The sequence below is a fragment of the Grimontia sp. NTOU-MAR1 genome (assembly GCF_035758505.1).
Lineage (GTDB): Bacteria > Pseudomonadota > Gammaproteobacteria > Enterobacterales > Vibrionaceae > Enterovibrio > Enterovibrio marinus.
The window spans coordinates 1452140-1476766 of sequence record NZ_CP142108.1; the positions used below are offsets into that span (position 1 = coordinate 1452140).

The 24627-nt window shown below is 49.7% G+C and carries 21 protein-coding genes and 1 pseudogene; 19 read left to right on the plus strand and 3 right to left on the minus strand.

The features are described 5' to 3' along the window. The first annotated feature begins 86 nt into the window (after nucleotides 1-86). The 11 genes and pseudogenes from speA (at nucleotide 87) to VP504_RS06705 (ending at nucleotide 12297) form a co-directional block, all read left to right on the plus strand. A complete protein-coding gene (gene speA, locus VP504_RS06650; protein ID WP_325893517.1) occupies nucleotides 87-2006 on the plus strand; it encodes a biosynthetic arginine decarboxylase in 1920 nt (639 codons plus the stop codon). A gap of 50 nt (nucleotides 2007-2056) precedes the next feature. Beyond that, nucleotides 2057-2992, plus strand: coding sequence for an agmatinase (gene speB / locus VP504_RS06655; RefSeq protein WP_325893518.1), 936 nt, complete (start codon nucleotides 2057-2059; stop codon nucleotides 2990-2992). 189 nt (nucleotides 2993-3181) lie between these two features. After that, nucleotides 3182-3997 (plus strand): 23S rRNA (guanine(745)-N(1))-methyltransferase, encoded by an 816-nt coding sequence (gene rlmA, locus VP504_RS06660; protein WP_325893519.1) that lies wholly within the window; start codon nucleotides 3182-3184, stop codon nucleotides 3995-3997. 56 nt (nucleotides 3998-4053) lie between these two features. Further along, nucleotides 4054-5010, plus strand: coding sequence for a ChaN family lipoprotein (locus tag VP504_RS06665; RefSeq protein ID WP_325893521.1), 957 nt, complete (start codon nucleotides 4054-4056; stop codon nucleotides 5008-5010). 126 nt (nucleotides 5011-5136) lie between these two features. After that, a complete protein-coding gene (locus tag VP504_RS06670; protein WP_325893522.1) occupies nucleotides 5137-6093 on the plus strand; it encodes an AAA family ATPase in 957 nt (318 codons plus the stop codon). After that, entirely contained in the window at nucleotides 6090-7046 is a 957-nt protein-coding gene (locus VP504_RS06675; RefSeq protein WP_325893523.1) for a DUF58 domain-containing protein, read from the plus strand. Before VP504_RS06670 ends, VP504_RS06675 begins: the two co-directional genes overlap by 4 nt. A gap of 2 nt (nucleotides 7047-7048) precedes the next feature. Then, nucleotides 7049-7543, plus strand: a complete 495-nt coding sequence (locus tag VP504_RS06680) for a DUF4381 domain-containing protein (RefSeq protein WP_325893524.1) — start codon at nucleotides 7049-7051, stop codon at nucleotides 7541-7543. Next, the gene (locus VP504_RS06685; protein ID WP_325893525.1) at nucleotides 7536-8501 is read left to right on the plus strand and encodes a vWA domain-containing protein; all 966 of its coding nucleotides are present in this window, start codon (nucleotides 7536-7538) and stop codon (nucleotides 8499-8501) included. The genes VP504_RS06680 and VP504_RS06685 overlap by 8 nt, the downstream gene beginning before the upstream one ends. Beyond that, nucleotides 8494-10627, plus strand: a pseudogene (locus VP504_RS06690) (vWA domain-containing protein). The gene VP504_RS06685 and the pseudogene VP504_RS06690 overlap by 8 nt, the downstream one beginning before the upstream one ends. A gap of 7 nt (nucleotides 10628-10634) precedes the next feature. After that, nucleotides 10635-11855: a BatD family protein gene (locus VP504_RS06700; RefSeq protein ID WP_325893529.1), complete on the plus strand. Its 1221-nt coding sequence runs from the start codon at nucleotides 10635-10637 to the stop codon at nucleotides 11853-11855. Continuing rightward, nucleotides 11839-12297 (plus strand): hypothetical protein, encoded by a 459-nt coding sequence (locus VP504_RS06705; RefSeq protein ID WP_325893530.1) that lies wholly within the window; start codon nucleotides 11839-11841, stop codon nucleotides 12295-12297. Before VP504_RS06700 ends, VP504_RS06705 begins: the two co-directional genes overlap by 17 nt. A 23-nt stretch (nucleotides 12298-12320) precedes the next feature. On the opposite strand, the gene VP504_RS06710 is transcribed toward VP504_RS06705, so the two are convergent. Continuing rightward, nucleotides 12321-12968, minus strand: a complete 648-nt coding sequence (locus tag VP504_RS06710) for a phosphatase PAP2 family protein (protein WP_325893531.1) — start codon at nucleotides 12966-12968, stop codon at nucleotides 12321-12323. Nucleotides 12969-13248: 280 nt separating this feature from the next. Beyond that, nucleotides 13249-13698, minus strand: a complete 450-nt coding sequence (gene yfbV / locus VP504_RS06715; protein ID WP_062712052.1) for a terminus macrodomain insulation protein YfbV — start codon at nucleotides 13696-13698, stop codon at nucleotides 13249-13251. A 609-nt stretch (nucleotides 13699-14307) separates the two neighbouring features. On the opposite strand from yfbV, the gene VP504_RS06720 reads away from it, so the two are divergent. Both VP504_RS06720 and pta read left to right on the plus strand, forming a co-directional pair. Next, on the plus strand, nucleotides 14308-15504 hold the full coding sequence (locus VP504_RS06720) for an acetate kinase (protein WP_325893532.1): 1197 nt from the start codon (nucleotides 14308-14310) through the stop codon (nucleotides 15502-15504). 159 nt (nucleotides 15505-15663) lie between these two features. Beyond that, on the plus strand, nucleotides 15664-17811 hold the full coding sequence (gene pta, locus VP504_RS06725) for a phosphate acetyltransferase (protein ID WP_325893994.1): 2148 nt from the start codon (nucleotides 15664-15666) through the stop codon (nucleotides 17809-17811). A gap of 74 nt (nucleotides 17812-17885) precedes the next feature. On the opposite strand, the gene VP504_RS06730 is transcribed toward pta, so the two are convergent. After that, nucleotides 17886-18818 carry a LysR family transcriptional regulator gene (locus VP504_RS06730; RefSeq protein ID WP_325893533.1) on the minus strand — a complete coding sequence of 311 codons (933 nt, stop codon included), beginning with the start codon at nucleotides 18816-18818 and terminating at the stop codon, nucleotides 17886-17888. A 113-nt stretch (nucleotides 18819-18931) separates the two neighbouring features. Here VP504_RS06730 and VP504_RS06735 point away from each other — a divergent pair, with 113 nt between their 5' ends. Genes VP504_RS06735 through VP504_RS06760 form a run of 6 tightly spaced genes read left to right on the plus strand, consistent with a single transcriptional unit; the run spans nucleotide 18932 to nucleotide 24560 of the window. After that, complete coding sequence (locus tag VP504_RS06735; RefSeq protein WP_325893534.1) at nucleotides 18932-19753, plus strand: hypothetical protein; 822 nt, start codon at nucleotides 18932-18934, stop codon at nucleotides 19751-19753. Between the two features lie 36 nt (nucleotides 19754-19789). Continuing rightward, nucleotides 19790-20539 (plus strand): amino acid ABC transporter ATP-binding protein, encoded by a 750-nt coding sequence (locus VP504_RS06740; protein ID WP_325893535.1) that lies wholly within the window; start codon nucleotides 19790-19792, stop codon nucleotides 20537-20539. Further along, a complete protein-coding gene (locus VP504_RS06745; protein ID WP_325893536.1) occupies nucleotides 20503-21345 on the plus strand; it encodes an amino acid ABC transporter permease in 843 nt (280 codons plus the stop codon). Before VP504_RS06740 ends, VP504_RS06745 begins: the two co-directional genes overlap by 37 nt. A gap of 34 nt (nucleotides 21346-21379) precedes the next feature. Then, entirely contained in the window at nucleotides 21380-22207 is an 828-nt protein-coding gene (locus VP504_RS06750; protein WP_062712005.1) for a transporter substrate-binding domain-containing protein, read from the plus strand. Further along, nucleotides 22204-23151, plus strand: a complete 948-nt coding sequence (locus VP504_RS06755) for an amino acid ABC transporter permease (protein WP_325893538.1) — start codon at nucleotides 22204-22206, stop codon at nucleotides 23149-23151. The genes VP504_RS06750 and VP504_RS06755 overlap by 4 nt, the downstream gene beginning before the upstream one ends. Before the next feature lie 2 nt (nucleotides 23152-23153). Continuing rightward, complete coding sequence (locus tag VP504_RS06760; protein WP_325893540.1) at nucleotides 23154-24560, plus strand: aspartate ammonia-lyase; 1407 nt, start codon at nucleotides 23154-23156, stop codon at nucleotides 24558-24560. Nucleotides 24561-24627: the final 67 nt, after the last annotated feature.

The following is a 24627-nucleotide window of genomic DNA, read 5'->3' on the forward strand; positions in this document are numbered from 1 at the left end:
TTATCCGGTACACAGCACCGTTGACGGCCACCTATTATCTGCCGTCATCGGCGTTTCCTGTACCCAATCACCACTGAGGAACAAATATGAGTGATTGGTCTACCAATGACGCCCGCGATGTCTATAACACGCCTTACTGGGGTCAGGGTTACTTCGATATTAATTCACAAGGCGAGGTGATTGCCCGTCCGGATACCCAACAACCGGGCAACAACATCGCGCTTTCAACGCTGGCTGATGAACTGATTACCAAAGGCGCTTCCCTGCCTGTGCTGGTGCGTTTTCCGGAGATCTTGCACCACCGCGTAGACAGCCTATGCACCCACTTCAACGATGCCATTGCTGACTACGGCTATGAAGGCGAATACCTGCTGGTCTACCCAATTAAAGTGAACCAGCAAAAAGAAGTGGTTGGCGAAATTCTGAAAAGCCAATACGCCAGTCAGGAACGTCAACTGGGTCTGGAAGCGGGCAGTAAGCCTGAGCTGATGGCTGTGCTGGCCATGGCACGTCAGGCAAGCTCAGTGATCGTGTGTAACGGCTACAAAGACCGCGAATACATCCGTCTGGCACTGATTGGCGAAAAGCTGGGCCACGAAGTCTACATCGTGCTGGAGAAGCTTTCTGAGCTGGATACTGTGCTGGCAGAAGCGAAAGCATTGGGCGTGAAACCGCGCTTGGGTCTGCGCGCGCGTCTGGCGTCTCAGGGCAAAGGTAAGTGGCAGGCAAGTGGCGGCGAGAAGTCGAAATTCGGTCTGTCAGCTTCTCAGTGTATGACGGTAATGGATCGCCTGCGTGAAAACGACATGCTGGATTCACTGCAACTGCTGCACTTCCATCTGGGTTCGCAAATCGCCAATATCCGCGACGTACGCTCAGGTGTAAACGAAGCGGCGCGTGTATTTGCAGAGCTGACCCAAATGGGTGCAGGCATCACGACTGTTGACGTAGGTGGCGGTCTGGCAATCGACTACGAGGGCACACGAAGCCAAAGCAGCTGTTCCATGAACTACAGCCAGCGCGAGTACGCCAACAATGTCGTCTACACCATCGGTGATGTGTGTAAGGCATTCGACATCAAGATGCCGCGCATTATCTCTGAGTCTGGCCGTAACCTGACTGCGCATCACGCTGTGCTTATCACTGACGTGATGGGCGTTGAAAGCTACCAGCGTGAGGAAGTGTTTGCACCAGCAGAAGATGCATCACAGATCCTTCATAACATGTGGCGTTCATTTAAAGACCTGAGCCAGTCAACTGACCAGCGTTCACTGGTGGAGATTTACCACGATAACCAGAACGATCTGGCTGAAGTACACATGCAATTCGCCATGGGTCTGGTGAACTTTGCCGAACGCGCTTGGGCAGAACAAATCAGCCTGCGCATTTGTTACGAGCTGTCTTGCAAGATGTCCCAGAAAAACCGCGCACATCGCCCGGTATTGGATGAGCTGAACAGCCGTTTGGCAGACAAGTTCTTCGTGAACTTCTCTCTATTCCAGTCACTGCCTGACGCTTGGGGTATTGAGCAGGTGTTCCCTATCCTGCCGCTGTCAAACCTGGATAAAGAGCCGCAAAGCCGTGCTGTGCTGCTGGATATAACCTGTGACTCTGACGGTGCGGTTGAGCAATACGTCGAAGGCCAAGGCATTGAAAGCACACTCGCTGTACCAACGTGGAGCGATGAATCGCCATACCGCATCGGTTTCTTCCTTGTGGGTGCGTATCAGGAAATTCTGGGCGACATGCACAACCTGTTCGGTGATACCGATTCTGCCGTCGTTCGCTGCAATAAAGATGGCGGCTACGAGATAGAATCTATCCACCACGGCGACACTGTGGGTGATGTGCTGCGTTACGTGCACCTGGAAGCGGACGAGTTCCTGAGCCAGTACGAAGAAATGGTGAAAGCCCTGCCAGAGCAGGAGCAAGACGCAATTCTGTCTGAGCTTTCTGAAGGTCTGAAAGGTTACACCTACCTCGAAGACATTCACCACAACCGTTAATGATTTCGGCTGCCTGCATTGCGGACAGCCTCTTTTTCAAGGAATTATCAATGGCAACATTGGCCAACTACCCAGACTACTCCCTGTACGCCAACGCGTTCGGTTTCCTGCGCCAACCACTGGTGTTTAACCCACAAGGTTGCGACGCTGACGTGGTGATCACAGGTGTTCCTTTTGATATGGCAACCACAGGCCGCTCTGGCGCACGCATGGGCCCAGGCGCGATTCGTCAGGCATCCACCAATCTGGCGTGGGAAAGCAAAAAATGGCCTTGGGATTTCTCCCTGACCAAAGAAATCAACATCGCTGACTGCGGTGATTTGGTGTTTGATTGTGGCGATGCACGCAACATGAGTGAGCGTCTGGAAGCACACGCCACCAGCCTGCTGGCAGAAGGAAAAACGCTGCTGACGTTCGGCGGTGACCACTTCGTGACCCTGCCACTGCTACGCGCCCACGCAAAGCAGTTCGGTGAAATGGCACTGGTTCACTTTGATGCCCACACTGACACCTACGATCAAGGCAGCGAGTTCGACCATGGCACCATGTTCTACACCGCACCAAAAGAAGGTCTGATTGACCCACATGCGTCTATCCAGATTGGCATCCGTACTGAGCATAGCGACGAGCTGGGCTTCCAGGTAATAGATGCAGCGACAGCGAACGATTGGTCTGTGGAACAAATCGTTGAGGCGATTAAAAACCGTGTTGGCGACCGTCCGGTTTACCTGACCTTCGACATCGACTGTCTGGATCCAGCTTACGCGCCGGGTACAGGCACTCCGGTTTGCGGCGGTCTGAGCACTGACAAGATCCTGAAAGTGATTCGTTCACTGCAAGGCATCAACCTGATTGGTATGGATGTGGTAGAAGTGGCACCAGCCTACGACCACGCAGACCTTACCTCTCTGGCGGCAGCGACGATCGCGACTGACCTGTTGTATGTGTGGGCGGCGAATCGTAAAGCGAAGCTTTATCGCTCGTAATCATATCTATGGGATTTCTAGTGCTTACTTTGACGTGAAGAGCAGAAGCAGTACAAGTACCGATTTATGCCAGACTAGAAAGGTCTGGCATATGTAATGTTTTTCATCTCTATAATCATGTACACCCCTTGAACCACCCGCCCCCACACCGTATCCTTGCCGCTCATTCATCCTTGCCGAAATTTCGCTATGCCATCTTATCTTTGTCCGCTGTGCCAAGAGCCGCTGAACCTTTCTGACCGCACGTACAAATGCGCCAACAATCACCAGTTCGATCTGGCGAAAGAAGGCTATGTAAACCTGCTCCCTGTGCAGCATAAGCGTTCAAAAGATCCGGGTGACAACAAAGAGATGATGCAGGCACGCCGTCAGTTTCTGGATGGTGGTCATTACCAGACAATGCGAGATGCAGTCAGTGAATTACTCACCTCACTGCTTGCTGGAAAAGACAGTGCGGAGCTTTTGGATATCGGTTGTGGAGAAGGCTATTACACCAGCTACTTTGCGGAACAGCTGGCGGGCACCAAGGTGTTTGGTCTCGACATTTCCAAAGTGATGGTTCGCTATGGTGCCAAACGTTACCCAAATGTGGATTTCCTCGTGGCCTCCAGCCAGCGTTTGCCATTCGCCGATAACCAACTGGATGCTGTGGTGCGTATCTACGCGCCATGCAATGACGAAGAGCTTGCGCGTGCAGTGAAAGACAACGGCGTGGTGGTAACAGTCACACCGGGTCCACGCCATCTGTATCAAATGAAAGCGGGCATTTACGACGAGGTGCGCTTACATGACGTGCCAGTGGAAGACCTACCTGGCTTTGAACTGGAAACCGAGCAAACCGTCGCTTACCCAATGAAGCTGAACAGCACAGACGCCACGACTTTATTGCAGATGACGCCCTTCGCATGGCATGCACCGGAAAGTCTGTGGCAAACCCTGAAAGATGCAGAACAGTTTGAATGCGAAGCAGATTTCACGCTTCGGGTGTATCGCAAAATTGCATAACTGAGCCGTTACACCATAATGGAGCGTATCTAAGGATTTACCTCTCAGGACTTCCCATGCCGATACGCTCCATTTCAGCTGCATTGCTCATTCTGTTCCTGATGGGATGCACCCATTCTCTTTCTACAAAAGAATTACCGCCGCCCGCAGGCACCCTCTACGACTACCATATAGAGTCATCAGGTGGCGCTCCCTATTCATTAAACGAACTTGCCAATGCCGTGGCAAATGCCGATGTCGTTCTGGTCGGCGAGTGGCACACCCATCCTGGCGTGCATCTATTCCAAACGCAGCTTCTCGCCACACTGGCTTCCCGCCACCCCGCCACCGTCCTCTCTATGGAGCAGTTTACCCGAGCCGATCAGGCCATTATTAACAGTTACCTTGCAGGAGACTTTGGCGAAAACAGCTTGCTAAGCAAAACCAGTAAGTGGTCGAACTATGAAGGTAGCTATCGCCCATTGGTAGAGTATGCCAAAGCCCAATCATTACCCGTGATCGCATCCAACGCACCGATTGAAATCGTCCGTTGTATTGGTAGAGAAGGGAAAGCGTATCTCGACCGACTGCCGCAAGATAAACGTGGTTTGGTGGCAGAAACACTTACTGACGGGGAATCACCTTACAAAGCGAAATTCTTCGCCGCCATGTTTCATGGTGATGAAGAGAAAACCGCGAATCAGTATTTGGCGCAACTGGCGTGGGACGACACCATGGCTGAGAGCATCGTGAACTATTTAGCTGATAACCCCGGTGATAAAGTGATACACATTGCCGGAGCTTTTCATGTCGAAGATGGACTTGGTATCGCCAGCCGGATTGCGAAGCGCAACCCTGCGCTCAATATCGCTATCATTTCTCCACAAACCGAGGATGCGCCGCTTGCTGATACCATCAAAGACTTTCGTTTGGTAGTCAATCCACTTCCCAAACAATGGCTTTCTGAAGAAGAAATGAGCCAGGCTCTCTCTTCAATGCGACATTCCACCGGAACATCACTAACTTGCCCATAAAGCAATGCATTGCCCCTTGAAAAAAAGAGATAAGAAGACTAATTAAAAGCGTGTGAACCCTAGAGGCTATTTTTGGTCTCAGGTTATTAAACACTTTCTTTGTCAGGTTCAGGGGCTTTCACCACTATGTTCGCAGACACTTTTCAACGTCTTAACACTTACCTACAAAGCCAGGTTATCGGCCAACCCGAACTGGTTAAACAACTTCTTATTGCCCTTCTGGCTGACGGCCACATTCTGGTAGAAGGGCCACCGGGGCTAGCCAAAACCCGGGCAGTTAAAATGCTATCTGATTGTATTGAGGGAGATTATCATCGCATTCAGTTTACGCCAGATTTGCTGCCAGCTGATCTAACGGGCACAGATATTTTCCGTCCTGAAACCGGTGAATTTACCTTTCAGCCAGGACCAATCTTTAACAGCCTCTTGCTCGCAGACGAAATCAACCGAGCCCCCGCGAAAGTTCAGGCTGCCATGTTGGAAGCCATGGCAGAAAAGCAAATCACTGCGGGTCGAAAAACTTACCCGCTACCCCCACTTTTTCTGGTCATGGCGACCCAAAACCCCATCGAGCAGGAAGGGACTTACCCGCTGCCTGAAGCCCAGCTCGACCGTTTTTTACTGCAGCTCAATGTCGAATACCCGAGCGAAAGCAGCGAGATGGCGATTTTGCGTCTAAACCGCGGTGAAGCTCAGGGTCTGGAAAAACAAGAGCCCGTGCACCTCAAGCAGGAGAGTATTTTCGACGCACGCAAAGAAGTGCTCAGCATTCACATGGCAGAAGATGTCGAGAAGTACATCATCCGCCTCATCATCGCGACCCGCGAGCCACAACGGTACAGTGACAAACTGGCCGCTTGGTTACAAATGGGTGTCAGTCCCCGCGCGACACTGGCGCTGGACCGCTGCGCCCGTGCCAACGCCTGGCTGGACGGTCGTGATTTTGTGACACCGGAAGACGTTCAAGCCATGGCCTACCCAGTGCTGCGCCACCGCTTGTTGTTAAGCTACGAAGCGCAAGCAGAAGGCATTGCTGCTGACACTGTGGTTTCCCACCTGATTGAACACGTTGCCAGCGTATGAGAGTAGCGACTCCCCATTCCCTGCTGCCGCCCCACAGCGACGGTGTCAATGTTTTGATGCCAGAACTGCTGCACTACCGCCAACAAGCAGTGCGCTGGTTGCCGCCCGCGCTCAGCGTTTGGTCGCAGCTGAGTGGTCAGCACACTAGTCGCAACAAAGGACGTGGAATGAACTTTTCCGAGGTGCGTCCCTACCAGCCCGGTGATGATATCCGTACGATTGATTGGAGGGTGACAGCACGCACCGGAAAAGCCCATACCAAGCTGTTTACGGAAGAGCGCGAACAGCCTGTGATGTTGATGATTGATCTCAGCGCCAGCATGAAGTTTGGTTCTCAGTTGATGCTGAAATCGGTACAGGCCGCGCATTTTGCCAGTCTGCTTTCCTGGCTGGCCATGAGTCAAAAGGACCGCATTGGCGCGGTGATTTACAACGGAATAACGCTTCGTGAGTGTAAACCAACCGCCCGCCAGCAAGGGCCACTTAGGCTGATACATGTGCTGATGGAGGCCCACGCAGAGATGCTTCAAACCAACACCGCCGGTAACAGCAATCAGGCTTGGCAAGCCGCACTTCGCCATTTGCATCACCTATGCCCCAAAGGCAGTGAGATTGTTATCATCAGTGATTTTTACGCTCTCAGCGCCCATGACAAGCGTCGCCTGAGTCAGCTTCGCCAGCACAACCGTATTCAGTTTGTGCGTGTGCATGACCCATTAGAACAAGGGCAGACCGAGTTCAAAGGGCAGGAATTGGTAGCTGACCATACTGCAACGGCCTGGCTGGATTTTTCATCCCGAAAAACAAGGGACGGACTGGCACGTCAGTTTCAACACCAACAACAATTTATTGCTGACATGGCGCGTTCTCTGGCCATTCCGCTTTATAGCCTTAATGCAGCGCAACCCTTGCTGCAACAACTTGGAGCCACCTCTATGAAGGTAATGCATTAACCATGGCAAACAGTGTGTCTCCCTCTACGCTGCCACTGGCAGACATTCATCTTCAACAAACACCCGGTATATGGCCACTGGCCTGGGGGTGGTGGTTGCTGATTGCGGCAGCGCTCGTTTTTCTCGTTGCCTTCTTCCTTTGGCAGCAAAAGCGCCAACAGCGACGGGCCGCACAACAAGAAGCACTCAAGGCACTGCGCGGCATACATTCACTCTCAGAAATTAATATCTTGTTGAAACGGGCCGCGCTCACCTACTACCCGCGTGACGATGTCGCCGCCCTCACCAGCGAGCGTTGGATGGCATTTTTGGACCAACAACTTCCCGTGAGGCATCAAGGCTTTGTAGCCACGCATACACTCTGGCAGAAAGGGCTCTTCTCCCCCCAACCGATCAGCGATGAAGAATTTGCCAAATGTCAGCAACTGGCAGAGCGGTGGCTGAAACACGCTCTGCCACCCCGTCATGCCTCAGCACAGGAGGCTCAATATGTTTGAATTTCTGTGGTGGTGGTCGGTATTGCTCTTGCCACTGCCTTGGCTGGTATACCGCTTTACACGTCCGGTTCCACGCCCTGCGGCGATTCATCTCCCTCAATTACCAGCAGGCCTTGGGAGTCAGCAGGCAGGCAGTCGGTTACGCTTTATTTTAATGTCTCTGCTTTGGCTGTGTTTGATAGTCGCCGCCTCTCGTCCTGTCTGGTATGGCAACCCCGTACAGATTCAGCCTGAGCACAGAGACATGATGCTGGCAGTGGACTTATCCGGCTCAATGGAAATGGAAGACATGTTGCTTCCCGATGGCAGTGCCACCAACAGACTCTCCGCGGTAAAGCATGTGCTGTCAGACTTCATCAGTAAGCGGGAAGGAGACAGGCTTGGCTTGGTGCTGTTTGCTGATCATGGCTACTTGCAGACCCCATTAACTCTAGACAGAAACACAGTGGCGCAACAACTGAGCCGCGCTGTACTCGGCCTGGTTGGGAAACAGACCGCCATTGGCGAAGGTCTGGGGGTTGCCACTAAAACCTTTATCGACAGCAAAGCGCCGCAACGGGTGATTATATTGCTCAGTGATGGCGCAAATACTGCTGGGGTGATAGACCCAATTGAAGCGGCAAAACTCGCCAAAGAGTATGACGTCACCATCTACACCATTGGTGTCGGCGCAGACCAGATCCGTCAGCGTAGCCTGTTTGGCTCTCGTATCATCAACCCTTCTCAGGAGCTGGACGAGCGCACCCTGACCCAAATCGCCAAGATGACCGGCGGCGAGTATTTTCGTGCACGCAACCCTGAGGAGCTGGAGAAAATCTATCAAATCATCGATCAGTTAGAGCCTATTTCTGCGGTTGAGCAAACGTGGCGCCCAACAGATGAGCTGTTTCGCTACCCCTTAGCCTTGGCGCTGTTGTTTTCTGCCGTGGTGGCAGTGATGAGGAAACGTCATGGCTGAGTTTACCTTTATGCATCCCCAGTGGTTGCTAGCAGCACTGCCACTGGTGCTTTTACTGCCTTGGTTGAAAGGAAAGGCACACGCGTCAGGACTGATCGCCCCGCATCTGGCCAGTCTTCTTTCCACTCAGCCAACCGCTGGCCGACAACGAGCCAAACGCTGGCCTTTATTTCTGCTGGCATTGGGGTGGCTTTTGACCATCGTTTCATTGGCAGGTCCAAGCTGGCAAAAAACGGAATTGCCAGCGGTGAACCTTGCCGGTGCACGGGTATTAGTGATGGACATGTCGCGCTCTATGTATGCCACTGATATTGCACCAAGCCGCTTGGCCCAGGCGCGTTTTAAGGCCCTCGATATGCTGCCAGGCTGGAAAGAAGGCAGCACAGGCTTGGTTACTTATGCTGGTGACGGTTACATCGTCAGTCCGCTGACAGAGGATGCTGCCACGCTGAAAAACCTGATCCCGAATCTGTCTCCTGCAATCATGCCCTTCCCCGGCAGTAATGCAACCGCTGGAATTCAGCAGGCGGTCGATTTGTTGCGTCAAGCCGCCATCGCTGAAGGCGACATTGTTTTGTTGACGGATGGCTTGAGTAACAAAGAGGCAGCGCAATCCCTCAAGGTGTTGGCGGATAGCCAGTATCGCGTTTCTGTGCTGGCGATAGGCACCCAGGAAGGTGCTCCCATTCCACTGCCAGATGGCGCCTTGATTGAGCAAAATGGACGCACTGTGATTGCAAAAATGGAGTTGGCCCCTCTTTCCGATCTCACTCGCGCCACAGGTGGCTTATTGCAACGCTGGCAACCGACCAACCAGGACGTGGATAATCTTGTTGCCTTCACTGCTAAACCCTTGTCAGGCAAAGCTGGAAAAGGAGAAAAAACCATTGAAGAGCGTATCAACGATGGCTACTGGCTATTGCTGCCGATCATCGCTTTGACGCTGCTGAGTTTTCGACGCGGTATTGTGTTGATTGCCATGTTAATGCTGTTACCGGTTCCGCATAGCGCTGAAGCAGCGGCGTTCAAAACCAAAGACCAGCAAGGGTATGAGCAGTTTGTGGCAGAAGACTACCAAAATGCAGCAGACGCCTTTGATTCTCAGGCGTGGAAGGGTATTGCCCAATACCGTGCGGGGGATTACAACGGGGCCATTGATTCCCTCTCTGCTTTGACCGATCCCACCTCACGCTACAACCTTGGCAACGCCTACGCCAAGGCGGGCGAACTGGAAAAGGCAGCGGAAACCTACCGTTCCCTGCTGAAGTCCAATCCTGACTATGCCGACGCCAAACATAATCTGGATATTGTTGACAAGGCGCTGCAACAGCAACAGCAACAGCAACAGCAACAGCAACAGCAACAGCAACAGCAACAGCAACAGCAACAGCAACAGCAAAACGATGGCAACCAATCTTCTCAAGAGCAACAGGGCAGTGAAGACCAACAAGGACAGCAAGGACAGCCAGCAAGGACAGCAAGGACAGCAAGGACAGCAAGGACAGCAAGGACAGCAAGGACAGCAAGGACATTCTGACGCTCAGGATAGCCAGTCGCAAGACGGACAATCCGCTCAAACTCAGCAGGGTCAGCAGGGTCAGCAGGGTCAGCAGGGTCAGCAGGGTCAGCAGGGTCAGCAGGGTCAGCAGGGTCAGCAGGGTCAGCAGGGTCAGCAGGGTCAGCAGGGTCAGCAGGGTCAGCAGGGTCAGCAGGGTCAGCAGGGTCAGCAGGGTCAGCAGGGTCAGCAGGGCGACGCTAATGTGCCCTCTCAGAAAAGCAACGCGTCAACAGACCAAAACTCAGAAAAAGAGGCTGGATCTCCGCAGGCCAGTACCTCTACCAATAAAAAGGGTGGAGACTCAGCGGGCACTGAATCTCGTGTTGTCAATGAACAAAGTGAGAAAGAAGGGCAGGATGCATCCGAGGGGAGCAACGATAAAGAAGGCAATGCCCTTGGTGCAACCTCTGTAGACAACGAGGGAAGCTCAAATGGGTTGGAAGCCAGTCACCCTGTGCTGAAGAAACTGGAGCAAGTTCCTGATGACACGGCCGCCCTGATCCGCGCACAACTTATTTTGCAAGCGCGTCAAAAAGACAATCCCGCACCAACAGAAAACTCATGGTAATCGAGCAATGATAAAGACAACCGGTTCATTCACTCTCCGATTCACTCGCATTCCTTTTAAGCTGCTGAGCCTGTTATTCGTAATTGTGGCCCCTGCTGCCGTGGCGGCATCTGCGGTCGCCACCGTCTCACAAAACGTGGTGCCCGTAGGTGAAGCGTTTCAATTAACTATTTCGGTCGATGACAGCGTTGACAGCGATACCTTGGATCTCACTCCTCTGTCTGCGGATTTTATCTTCGGTCGCCCCAGTGTCAGTAACAGCACATCAGTCATCAACGGCAGTATGTCGCGGAAAACAGAGTGGCGAGTGGCGGTAGCCGCTAAACAAACGGGTACCTACACCCTACCTAGCCTAGATATAGATGGAATGAAAACTGAACCCATCACTATTCAAGTCGTCAACGCCAGTCAGAAAAACAGTTTAAAGGATAAGAATGCTGTGAAACTGACAGCAACTGTCGACCGCGTCAAAGGCTACATAGGTGAAACATTCAATTATCGCATTCGCTTGATGATTGGCATTCAACTTGATTCCCCAACACTCCAAGCTCCAAAGGGAGAAGGACTGGACGTGAAGCAAGTTGGTGAAGATGTGCAGGCTGAAGCCGTGCTTAATGGTCGCCGCTATCTGGTGATCAGCCGCTTATATCAAATCACCCCAACCAAAGCAGGAAGTATCAAACTCCAAGGCGCGGTATTCAGCGGCACAGAAGTAAAAAGCAATGGATGGGGCTCTTCACTCGGCCTCCCTATTGAACGTGAAGCTGAGTCAATGACACTGGAGGTGTTGGACAAACCGACTGACTATCAGGGTCTTTGGCTACCGACGCCATCACTGAAGCTATCGCAAAGTTGGCAGCCAGACTCACTTGATGGCCAACTCTCGGTAGAAGTGGGTGAAGCGATCAACCGTGAGATTACATTAAAAATCAAGAATATCAAGCAAAGTGCCATGCCGAATCTTTCGCTGAATTACCCGCAAAATGTACGCGTATACACAGATAAAACTGAGTACAGTCGTGATGGTGAATACACAGTGATGACGGTAAAACAGGTGATCATTCCTCGTGATGTCGGTGATACTGAACTACCCGAACTTTCCATAAACTGGTTCAATACCCAGACCGAACAGCCTCAAACCAGTGAACTGAAAGGTTTGTCTATCGCGGTAAAGTCTGGCAAGAACGCACACAGCAGCCTTAACACCGACAATGGCTTCTGGCAATGATGAAACTGCGTTACAACCATATGGCCCGTTAAATGAGACAACAATATTCACCAAAGCAGGCTTTTGGCCTTGGCTATCCGGTTTATTTGCCTTCCTTTGGATCATTACTCTGGTACTTTTACTACGAAAAAAAGGTCCCCTTCCCTCCAGCGTGGATAGGCAAGAAAGCAACACGACACCTTCCGGGTTAGAAGCCATGCGTACTGCTGTTATCTCAAACGATGCCGTGAAAGTTGCAACGGCACTGAGGCTTTGGGATCGCTCTTTACTGCCAGAAGCACTCAATAAGGAGATTGAACAAGAAGTCACTGCTCTCATGGCCAGCAGATACAGTTCCTCGATAGGAGAATGGCAAAATCATCAGTTATTGTTGCTGTTAAAAAGAGCGGGACAGCACAGCAAGTTGACGCCTAAGCAAGAGGTATTAAGCGATCTGTACTGATGATTAACTAGGCCGATTCTCATTCAAAACTGATAGTTGAATGTCACCATCATCTCATCAGAGGAGAGATAGAAAAAAGTGAATAAGTTTGGTTCGATACTGTTTGTCATGTCGTAGATGAGGCTAGACACAAAGTTCCCATACACCGCCCCCCACAAAACCTGTGAAGGATAATGAGCCTGTGATTCAACCCTCGCCCACCCGGTCGCATAAGCAGACAGGTAAGTGGCGAAGGTTAATGTGTTGTGTATGCCAGGATGCAGGATTGACTGTTGGTAGTTTCTCCTTGCGATCAGTGCTGTTGCAAAGGCTCTTGAGGTATGCGCCGAGGGAAACCCACAACATCCTCCATTTGGTCGGGCTTTTTTTGTTGCAAGTTGAATGTCCCCAGTGGTAGTCGCTACAAATCCGGCGTTAAGATTGTTTCCTAGCGCCCTAAGCGCCTTACGTTCAAAAAACTCTAGCGGACCGGAAGCACTGTAATCACTGGCGACCAGCAACGTGGAAAGGTGCATGGACATTCGAGTATTCGCCCTCCAGTCATCACTGGCTTCTCCCGCCTCTTTCACACTGCCAAAAAGGTAATTGTTTTCAACGGCTGCTTTGGAGATACGCTCATCACTATCAGTAGCGACTATCACGCCGGCAAGTAGCGCATTTCCCCATGTCATCGGGTCGGTTCCTGCCCGATAAACACTGTCGAAAAAGTTGTATCCTCTCGTCGAAGTGCACCCTGTAACGAATAGAATTAAAGCTAAAAGCAAGGACACCCTAAACCAGTGATAAATTCTCATCGCTATCTCCCCACCTAGGCAATACCCAAATTCTCAACAAAGCAAGAATTAACAAAAAAATAACATTCTTAATATTGAGACTAGACTTTTCCGTTGGATAGCAGCGAAAAAAAACGCCCCGACGTGAGCCGGGGCGTTTTTTATTTAGAAATGTTAATCAGAACCAGCGTTCAAGCGATGCCTTATCAAGCTGTTTAAATGCGCGATTCAGGGTTTGGGCCAGCTCTTTGTATCGTGGGCGGCTTTTCATTGGCTGAACGGCTCCACCTTCGCTGACAATCTTCTCATGCAATTCGCGATACCAACCCGCCAGCGCAGGTGGCAGTTGTGTTTCGCGGCGTTTCCCCAGCCACCACATACCCTGCAGCGGTAAACTAAGTGCAAACAAAGCCATGATCATGGCTTGCGGCAAACCTGAGTAGTTATTGAAGGCCATCTGCATTAACACGCTGATGACAGCCACAGCAGGCATCACTTTAATCGCAAACTGGGTTGCACGGATCACTCGGTTTTCCGGGAACATCGGTGCCAGCTCTTTTCGAACCGGCCACTCCGTCATGTACTTCTGACCATCACGGAATGCGTTCCACATTGATTTATTACTCATACGGCGCATACCTCTTAAGCGATGTCTCTGTATCATCGGCTAAAAACTTGCTGCAAGCTTTAAAATAAAGTTGATAAGCTTTAATTAAAATCAATTAAGACTCAAAAATTTTTGTTATCTGGCGCAAGTATCGCTAGACTTAGCCGACCTAAATCAATTGTTGCTCGGATTTGATTATCTCGCAACCACTGAAACGCCAAATGGATGACCGGCAGCGCAACAAAACACCAAAGATGGTGGGCCTGTAGGACAATCTGTCTGGCGTTTTTCGTTGCGTACCCGGATATGTTGACCGGTGTGGCAAAAAACTGTTTCAAAAAATGAAGCAGTCACACCTTAAAGCTCAAATCTTGTTGCGTCATAAGGCCCAATACGTGAACTCTTCGAACATCAATCACTGATGTGACAGAAAATCGGATTGGCCAGTCATGTGACGCAATACAGGATGAGCGCGACTCAGTGGGTATCTATCAAAGGACTGATGAGCGATGTATCTATTCCGCGACAAATTTTGCTAAAAGTTTTTCTGGGACGGTTAGTGTGATGTTAATCAACTATCCTTCTCCGATTAGTAAACACCCCCTACTTTACACGAATAGGTAGTCTCAAATGTCTAAGCTGGTTCTTGTTCTTAACTGCGGCAGCTCTTCGCTGAAATTCGCAATCATCGACGCACAATCAGGTGATGAGCACCTGTCAGGTCTAGCAGAATGTCTGCACCTGCCAGAAGCACGCATTAAGTGGAAATTGGACGGCAAACACGAAGCTCAATTGGGCGAAGGTGCTGCACACAAAGAAGCACTGAGCTTCATCGTTGAAACCATTCTGGCTTCTAAACCAGAACTGGCTGAAAACCTGGGCGCAATCGGTCACCGTGTTGTTCACGGCGGCGAGCAGTTCACTAAGTCTGCACTGATCTGTGATTCAGTATTGAAAGGTATCGAAGACGCAGCGAGCTTCGCACCTCTGCACAACCCTGCGCACCTGGTAGGTATTGAAGCGGCGAAAGCAGCATTCCCTACTCTGAAAAACGTCGCGGTATTCGATACAGCATTCCATCAAACTATGCCTGAAGAAGCGTTCCTGTACGCACTGCCATACAAGCTTTACAAAGAGCATGGTATCCGTCGTTACGGCATGCACGGTACTTCTCACTACTTCATCGCTCAAGAAGCAGCTGCACAGCTTGATAAGCCAGTTGAAGAACTGAACATCATCAACTGTCACCTGGGTAACGGCGCATCTGTATGTGCAATCAAGAACGGTAAATCTGTAGATACTTCTATGGGTATGACTCCGCTGGAAGGTCTGGTAATGGGCACCCGTTCTGGTGACCTTGATCCAGCAATCATCTTCCACCTGCATGATGCACTGGGTTACAGCGTTGAGCAAATCAACAGCATGCTGACCAAAGAGTCTGGCCTGATGGGTCTGACCGAAGTAACTTCTGACTGCCGCTTCGTTGAAGATAATTACGGCGCGAAAGAAGAAGCAACTCGCGCAATGGACGTGTTCTGTCACCGTCTGGCGAAATATGTAGCTAGCTACACTGCATGTCTGGACGGCCGTCTGGACGCGATCGTGTTCACTGGCGGTATCGGTGAGAACTCTGGCCCAATCCGTGAGCTGGTTCTGAACCGCCTGGCTCTGCTGGGTGTTGAAGTTGACCAAGAGCGCAACCTGAAAGCTCGTTTCGGCGGCGAAGGCGTTATCACTACTGATAACAGCCGTGTTCCAGCAATGGTTATCTCTACCAACGAAGAGCTGGTCATCGCACAAGACACTGCACGTCTGGCTGAGATCTAATCGCCATTTGATGCAAACATGCGGCTGGTCAAAGTGGTCAGCCGTTTCAATTTGGCAAAGTTATCTGACTGTCTGCCAAACTGAATTTTTAATAAAACCTGCGCCTGTGGGTTTTGCCCCCTACATAGTAAAGAGGAATCAAGCGTGTCCCGTACTATTATGCTCATTCCAATCGGCACAGGTGTCGGTCTGACCAGCGTTAGCCTGGGCGTACTGCGCGCGATGGAACAAAAGGGCCTTCGCGTCTCATTTTTCAAGCCTATCGCCCAGCCTCGCCATGGCGACAACCAGCCCGACCTGACGACAACCATCATTGAAGCAAACAGCGACATGAAAGTGGCAGAGCCGCTGACCATGGCAAACGCTGAAGCGCTGATCCGTACCGATCAGACTGACGTGCTGATGGAAGAAATCATCGCCCGCTTTAAAGAAGCAACTGCTGAAGCAGAAGTCGCGTTGATTGAAGGTCTGGTACCTACCCGTAACCATCCTTTCGCGAATCAAGTTAACTACGAAATCGCGAAAACGCTGGATGCGGAAATCGTGTTTATCACCACTCCAGGCACTGACAACCCTGCGCAACTGAAAGAGCGCATTGAAGTTGCAGTGTCTAACTTCGGTGGTAGCAAGAATTCAAACATCGCAGGCGTTGTGATCAACAAACACGGCGCACCTGTGGATGAACAAGGCCGCACCCGTCCAGATCTGTCTGACATCTTCGACGACAACAATGCAGCGAAAGGCAGCAATGTTGAAGTGATGGAGATCTTCAACTCCAGCCCAATCCGCGTTCTGGGTTGTGTGCCTTGGAGCATCGATCTGATTGCAACACGTGCGAGCGATCTGGCGAAGCACCTGAATGCTGAAGTCATCAACGAAGGTGAGATCAACACCCGTCGTGTCAAGAGCATCACTTTCTGTGCGCGCTCAATCCCTAACATGGTTGAACACTTCCGCGCAGGTTCTTTGCTGGTGACTTCTGCTGACCGTCCTGACGTTATCGTTGCAGCGTGTCTGGCAGCGATGAATGGTCTGGAAATCGGTGCCCTGTTGCTGACTGGCGGCTACAGCATCCCAGAACAGCTGAACGGTTTGTGCGAGCGCGCATTCCAAGCTGGCCTACCAGTGTTCACCACTGCGGGTAACACCTGGCAGACGTCTTTGAACCTGCAAAGCTTCAGCCTGGAAGTTCCAGCTGACGATAAAGAGCGTGTAGAGTTCGTTCAAAACCACGTCGCAGCGCACGTTGACGGTAACTGGATTGAGTCTCTGTCTGAAGGCGCTGCGCGTGCACGTCGCCTGAGCCCACCAGCATTCCGTTACCAGTTGACTGAGCTGGCTCGTAAAGCGGCTAAACGTATCGTTCTGCCAGAAGGTGACGAGCCACGTACCGTAAAAGCGGCAGCCATCTGTGCTGAGCGTAAGATTGCGGAATGTGTGCTGCTGGGTAACCCAGAAGAAATCAAGCGTGTGGCAGACCAACAGGGCGTGGTTCTGGGTGCTGGCGTCACCATCATCGACCCTGAAGCAGTGCGTGAGCAATACGTTGCGCGTCTGGTTGAGCTGCGTAAGAACAAAGGCATGACCGAAGTTGTAGCGCGTGAGCAACTGGAAGACACCGTAGTGCTGGGCACTATGATGTTGGAAGCGAACGAAGTACACGGTCTGGTATCTGGTGCGGTTCACACCACAGCAAACACCATCCGTCCACCGCTACAAATCATCAAGACTGCGCCAAGCGCGTCTCTGGTGTCTTCTGTGTTCTTCATGCTGCTGCCTGACCAGGTTCTGGTATACGGTGACTGTGCGATCAACCCAGATCCAAACGCAGAGCAACTGGCTGAAATCGCTATCCAGTCTGCAGATTCTGCAGCAGCATTCGGCATCGAGCCTCGCGTAGCAATGATCTCTTACTCTACCGGTACTTCTGGTCAGGGTGCAGACGTTGAGAAAGTACGTGAAGCAACGCTGATTGCTCAGCAGAAACGTCCTGATCTGATGATCGACGGTCCTCTGCAGTATGACGCCGCTATCATGGAAAACGTCGCTGCTTCTAAAGCGCCAAACTCTCCAGTAGCAGGTAAAGCGACCGTATTCGTATTCCCAGACCTGAACACCGGTAACACCACTTACAAAGCAGTACAGCGTTCAGCGGATCTGGTTTCAATCGGTCCAATGCTGCAAGGCATGCGCAAACCTGTTAACGACCTGTCTCGTGGTGCACTGGTAGACGACATCGTTTACACCGTTGCACTGACTGCAATTCAGGCAAAACAAGCAGAAGACGCGGAAGCAGCAGCTGAATAAACCCTCTGACTTCTGACAGAAAAGCCGACGCCAGTTCACACTGCGTCGGCTTTTTTATAAGTTTAACTTGAGGCTCATTTCCCCAATTTACTGAGGTTAACCTCAAAGTCGCTGATTTCTTTACTTATATCATGAAGCCACTGGTGGAATAAGACATAGGTAGGATTGTCGCTGTCAGCGATTACCCGCACCAGTTTGTAAGTAAAAGGGTTTTTGACCACGGGAGGATATAGCGGAATCAGCTTCCCCTCTTTTAAAGCATCAATCACCAAACATGTGCGCCCCATAGCAATACCCTGACCTTGCTCAGCTAACTGGAGCGTTAAATTGGCGTGAGAGTCAAAATGCTTATAGTCGACGGGTGGTATCACACCCAACTTCTCAGACCACAATTGCCAATTCGCATCAAGATGAGACGGCCCCCGGTCAAATACAACGGGGAGCTTCAGCATTTCCTTGATTTGTTGAGACGTTTTCATTCCGGTACGAAGGGAATTCCTGCGCGCAAACTCTGGCGAGCATACGGGGAAAATGGATTCGGTGAAGAGTTTGTTTTGTTCTGACTGGCTGTATTCAAATTTACAATCAGAATAGTGTGCCTCAATATTCTCTCTCGGGTTAATGATATTGAAGGTCGTAATGATGTCTGGATACTGCTTACGAAAGGCATCCAATCTAGGGAATAACCAACGCACGCCAAAGCCTGGGTAGATAGATACTATTAGTTCATTCTTATGCTGTTTCCTTCGCTCCACCTCAATGGTTTTTTGTATCTGACCAAGGTTCAACTGCACTGAATTGAGTAGATTTCGACCTGATGGCGTTAACTTGACTCCTCTTCCCTCACGAAAGAAGACTTTAAAGCCCACTCTTTCTTCCAATGATCGAATGTGCTGGCTGATAGCGCCTTGGCTCACATTAAGTGACTGAGCTGCCTTAGAAAAGCTGTCATATTCTGTCACAGCCTCAAAGACCTGCAACGTATGTAGAGATGGTAAAAGTTTCATCGGGTATTAGCTAAACCTAATGAGTGAATTAGATATTGAGGATAGGGTATTGAACCGACCGAATGTTAATATTGTTAACAGATTGTTGCAATATGGTTTTTTGGGGAGTGGGAATGATTGATTTAACTCTGGATGTATTTGCATCCCTCAGAGAGTTACCGGAGCCCTTACTACATGAGATTCCAGTCTTACTGGTTAATCGCAAAGGAAACGATGACGACGCTTACATGCGTGTAAAAAATATCACTGGCTTTGTCGAACCAGCACGCAGTTACCAGCTGGGTCTCGGTGGATTTGAACCAACAGATTTAACGCAAAATATCAAAACAACCACAGTGAAAGAACCGTCAAAATGCACTATTGCAGGTCAATGGAAGCAGGTTGTTTTGCATGAAGAAGGTGAGAAAGCCGCCAATATTCTGGGGGGGTATGGCAGGTTTTATCTCCCTGATGAATATGAATACCTAGATGTTCCTGTAAATACCGCCACGCAAGAGAATTTGGCCTATTTCGGCTGTAGGTTGGTTCGCGTGGGAGAGCAAATCACATTTGATGGGGACAGCGCTATGCCCATCACGATTACGTCGATCGGACAAAAATATGTAGATGACTACCTGATGAACCCAAATTTGGGCGCGGGCGCCTACCTTGAAGTTCACAACCGACCGCACTTCCATATGCCACTTAACAACCTAGCCAGAGGCGCGTTGATTTTAGGCAAACAAAAAGCGAATGACACGATAGAACTCTCCGGATTCACTATTCCACTAGGGTTTGGCGTCTACACACCACCTTGGGTGATTCACGCAGACTCGCATTTGGTCGGTGATTACATGGTTGTCTTCTCCCGTACTGATGAATACTCAACTGTCTTAGTAAGACGCCAAAATAATGAGCTGATTGGTCTAAAACTAAATGAAGTATCGATGAAATAAGCCCCCTAAATCCAAGCTGTACTTAGAGAGGTTCTCATGAATGGAAGTGATGAGTTGCTGGTTGATATCCAGGCAATGAACAAGCATTACGGTAAGTTTCACGCACTCAAAGACATCAACCTATCGGTAAGAAGTAGCCAGCGTGTTGTTATCTGTGGTCCATCGGGTTCTGGCAAATCCACGCTGATTCGCTGTATTAACCGCTTAGAGGAACATAGCGAGGGAACCATTAGTGTCAATGGCACATTGCTGAATGACGACACCAAAAATATCAATACGATTCGGAAAAATGTCGGGATGGTCTTTCAACAATTTAACCTGTTTCCCCACCTTACTGTTTTGGAAAATCTCACTATAGGTCCAGTGAAAGTCAAAGGAATGGCCGAATCAGAGGCTATTACTCTGGCGCACCAATACCTTGAAAGAGTCCATATCCCTGAAAAAGCTAACCGCTATCCTGGCCAACTCTCCGGGGGGCAACAACAACGTGTAGCGATCGCTCGCTCACTCTGTATGGAGCCGGACATCATGCTCTTTGACGAGCCAACTTCAGCGCTGGATCCTGAAATGATATCGGAAGTTCTCGACGTTATGGTCGAGTTGGCGAACAGCGGAATGACAATGATCTGCGTGACCCACGAAATGGGATTTGCCCGAGCAGTGGCTGATGTCATGGTGTTTATGGATCAGGGGAAGATCATTGAATATGCCGACGCGGAAAGCTTTTTCTCTCAACCGCGTGACCAACGATGCCAACAATTTTTAAGCCAGATCATCCAGCACTGAAAGCGAAGGCAGAAGTCATGTCGAAAAACCTACTTACGAACAACGCTATATCATGGATGATCTATCTCGCTGTGATGTTTGGTCTGGGGCATTTAGTTGTCGCTGGTGCCTCTTCCATGGGGTACAACTGGCAATGGTACCGCATTCCACAGTACTTTTTCTCCGAAAAAAACGGCACTATCGAATTGGGTTTGTTCACCATTGGCGTGCTCAACACGTTTAAAATCTCTTTTATTGCCTTCTTTTTTGCCTGTGCCTTTGCCATTGTTCTAGTGGCACTGAGGCTATCCCACCTCATCGTTGGCAGAGCGCTATCAATTACCATTCTGGAGCTGGTGAGAAATACACCCATTCTGGTATTGCTATACCTCTTTTATTACGTATTTGGCCCGGTATTTTCACTGGAACGCGAAGCTGCTGGCATCGCATGCCTTGCTGTTTTTCACGGCGTCCTTATCTCTGAAATTCTCCGCTCAGCCATTGAAGCAGTGCCAAAAGGCCAATGGGAAGGCGCAAAGTCTATCGGTATGTCTCCATTTCAAACGTATCGATACATTATCCTGCCTCAGAGTGTCTCTTTCGTTATTCCTCCACTCACTGGCGAACTTATACACCTTATTAAGAACTCGGCGGTCGTAAGCGTCATTGCCGTCGTTGAGCTAACCACCATAGGTCGCAACGTTATATCAGACACATACATGAGCTTTGAAGTCTGGTTCACCATTGCAGCCATTTACTTAGTCATCACGCTCAGCTTCTCGGCGATGTTCCATGTCGTAGAGAAGCGTTTTGCTTTAAAAAGTTGAACAAAGACGGATTTATCACTGTGAGGAAGTAATTATGAATCGGATATTCAAACAACTTTTTGCTCTGTTATTGATGGTGTTCACGGTTTCTGCATCGTTTACAGCAGTTGGAGGCACGCAACAGGATATCGCTAAATCTAGCGTTATCGAATCAATAAAGAAACGCGGATATATGAAAGTAGGCTTATCGCTTTTCGTTCCTTGGTCAATGCGTGACAAGAAAGGTGAGCTCATCGGTTTCGAGATTGATGTTGCGAACAAACTTGCAACAGATATGGGGGTCGAAGCTGAGTTTGTTCCTGTGTCTTGGGATGGCATTATCCCCGCCCTCGTCTCAGGTAAATTCGACGTCATTATCTCAGGCATGTCTATTACACCTGAACGAAACCTCACTGTTAATTTCTCTGATCCCTACTCATATTCAGGCCTAAAAATCATTGCTAACAAGGTAATGACTCAAGGGTTTTCAATTGAAGACTTTAACAATGAAAACGTCACTTTTTCCGCACGTCGTGGAGCTACGACAGCCAACACAATTCAAGTGTTGTTTCCAAAAGCAAAATTGCTCCAGTTTGACGAAGAAGCAGCAACACTGCAGGAAGTATTAAATGGCAAAGCGCATGCAACAATGGGATCAGAGCCCTTCCCTTCCACCGAAGTGGCCAAAAACCCAGAAACGCTTGTTATCCCAACTGATACTGTTTTCTCTAAAGCAGCTGAAGCTTTTGCTCTTAGGAAAGGGGATCCTGATGCATTGAACTTCTTTAATAATTGGATAGCCGCTAACCACCGAAATGGTTTCCTTAAAGAACGCCATGACTACTGGTTTACCACCACGGACTGGGCGGGTCAGGTTGAATGAGTCAGTTAGCGAAAAACCACCGGGAATCTGTATTTATGAATGAAATACTCAAACAATGGTGGAAAACCCTCATTCGGTTTCATTGGGGCAACTATTTGTTGCTCCTACTGATCGGCTTACTTTTCTACTATGTTTGGGTACAAGTAAACCAAACACTTAACTACAAGTGGAACTGGTCTATCATACCCAACTGGATTATTCGTTACGACGAGGACACCCAGTCCTGGGTACCTAACCTGTTGCTCCAAGGGCTAATCACAACATTTAGGCTCACCCTTTATTCCAGTATTCTTGCCTTATTAATGGGTATATGTCTTGGCCTGGCTAGAACCTCGAAAAATCAAGTTGTCAGTATGCTGGCTAGGACCTATTTGGAACTTCTAAGAAATATTCCACAAGTTGTGATCATTTTCGTTTTCTATTTTTTCCTGTCAGAGCAAATCGTTCAAGCTTTGGAAATAGAAAGCTGGGCAAGGAGCATTGCCCGGGGTGATAGTAGCGAAATATGGTCTTTTTTCTTTGGAGATATGAGACGTTTTCCCTCGTTGGTTTCAGGTGTGTTGGTGCTGGCTTTGTTTGAAAGTGCATTTGTCGGAGAAATCATTCGCACAGGAATCCAAACCGTTCCGAAAGGACAATATGAGGCAGCATCTTCTATCGGCATGACGAGAATGCAGTCAATGCGATACATCATCCTGCCTCAAGCATTCAGGAAAATCCTGCCACCGTTGGCAAACCAACAAATCATATTGGTCAAGAACAGCGCTTTCGTCTCTCTTATCGCAGTTCAAGAACTGGCCTATAAGACCACTGAATTGGTCGCAACGACACGGGCAATATTTGAAGCCTGGCTTACAACGGCAGCTTTTTATTTCGTTATTTGTTTTGGTCTTTCTGTGCTTTTCAGGCGCCTAGAGAAGCATGGTATGAGTGAAGGAAGATAGGCATGAGCGGAGACACGCAGAAAACCCGTATAGAAACAGACTGTCTGGGCTCAGTGGAGATTCCTCATGACGCGCTGTATGGCATAAATACAGCCAGAGCAAAAAGAAATTTTGATGTCTCTCCCCTTGTTCTGGGTGACCAGCCTGAGTATGTGCGGGCACTCGCCTTGGTTAAGCAAGCTTCTGCCATAGCGAACCACCAGCTCGGCGCGCTTTCAGAGAAAAAAAGTGACGCGATCACGCGTGCGTGCGAGGAGTTAGCGAAAGGCAAACACTGCCAGTGGTTGATCACCGATATGCTGGAAGGCTCAGGTGGCACCTCTACAAATATGAATATGAATGAAGTGATCGCAAACAGAGGTCTGGCAATTATGGGCTTCAAGCCAGGCGAGTATCAACATCTTCACCCGAACGATGATGTGAACTGTAGTCAATCAACAAATGATGTTATTCCAACAGCGATTCATATTGCACTACTAACAAAGGCGCCCAGGCTTCTTGATGCATTAAATAAACTTAGCCACAGCCTCTCACGTAAAGCGGACGAGTTTTCTTCAGTGTTGAGACTCGGTAGAACCTGCCTCCAATCGGCCCAACCTATGACACTTGGCCAAGCATTTAGTGGATATGCTGCTGTTGTTCGCCGTCGAGCAAAATGTATTGAATTAGCATTGGAAGGCCTTAACGTTGTCGCATTGGGCGGAACCGCAATAGGAACCGGGTTTGGCTCTTTGAACGGCTATCGGGCGCTGGTTAACCAGCATTTGTCGAATATTAGTGGTTTGAACATTTTGCCCGCAGAAGAGCACTTTGATGTCATGCAGAATGCTGATGACATTGCTAGGTTATCATCTGAAATTCGGATAACCGCAGAGACGCTTGGGAAAATAGCAACCGATTTTACGCTACTCGGTTCCGACGATGCCGGTGGGTTAGGAGAAATTGCTTTGCCTGAGTGTCAGGCCGGCTCATCTATTATGCCTGGAAAGGTAAATCCTGTTATTCCAATGATGGTGCAACAAGTCTGGTTCTCTGTTGTTGGCAATGATGCTGCGATCTCAATGGCTGCGTCACATGGCCAGTTGGAAATTAATCACTTTGAACCCGTTATGACTACCCATCTATTTGATTCATTGAATTTATTGACGAATGCTTGCACCCGATTTGACGCCAAGTGCGTGTCTGGGCTTGAGGCAAAAAGCCAACGATCGCTCAATAACCTTTTGAACTCTTCAGCTCTCGCCACTGCGCTCGTCCCTCAAATGGGTTATCAACAAGTCGCCGAGATTGTGAGGGAAAAGCACCAGAACTCTCAGAGTTTTCTAATGACGCTCCAGCAACATGGCTTAATGAGTGAAGATGAAGCCAAAGCTTGTTTAAAACGGTGTGTATATACCCAAACGACCTGAAGATGCTCGTATTCAGAGGCCCATATTCGGGTATACACTCTCGTTAGGTAACGCTCTCGCTAAAGAG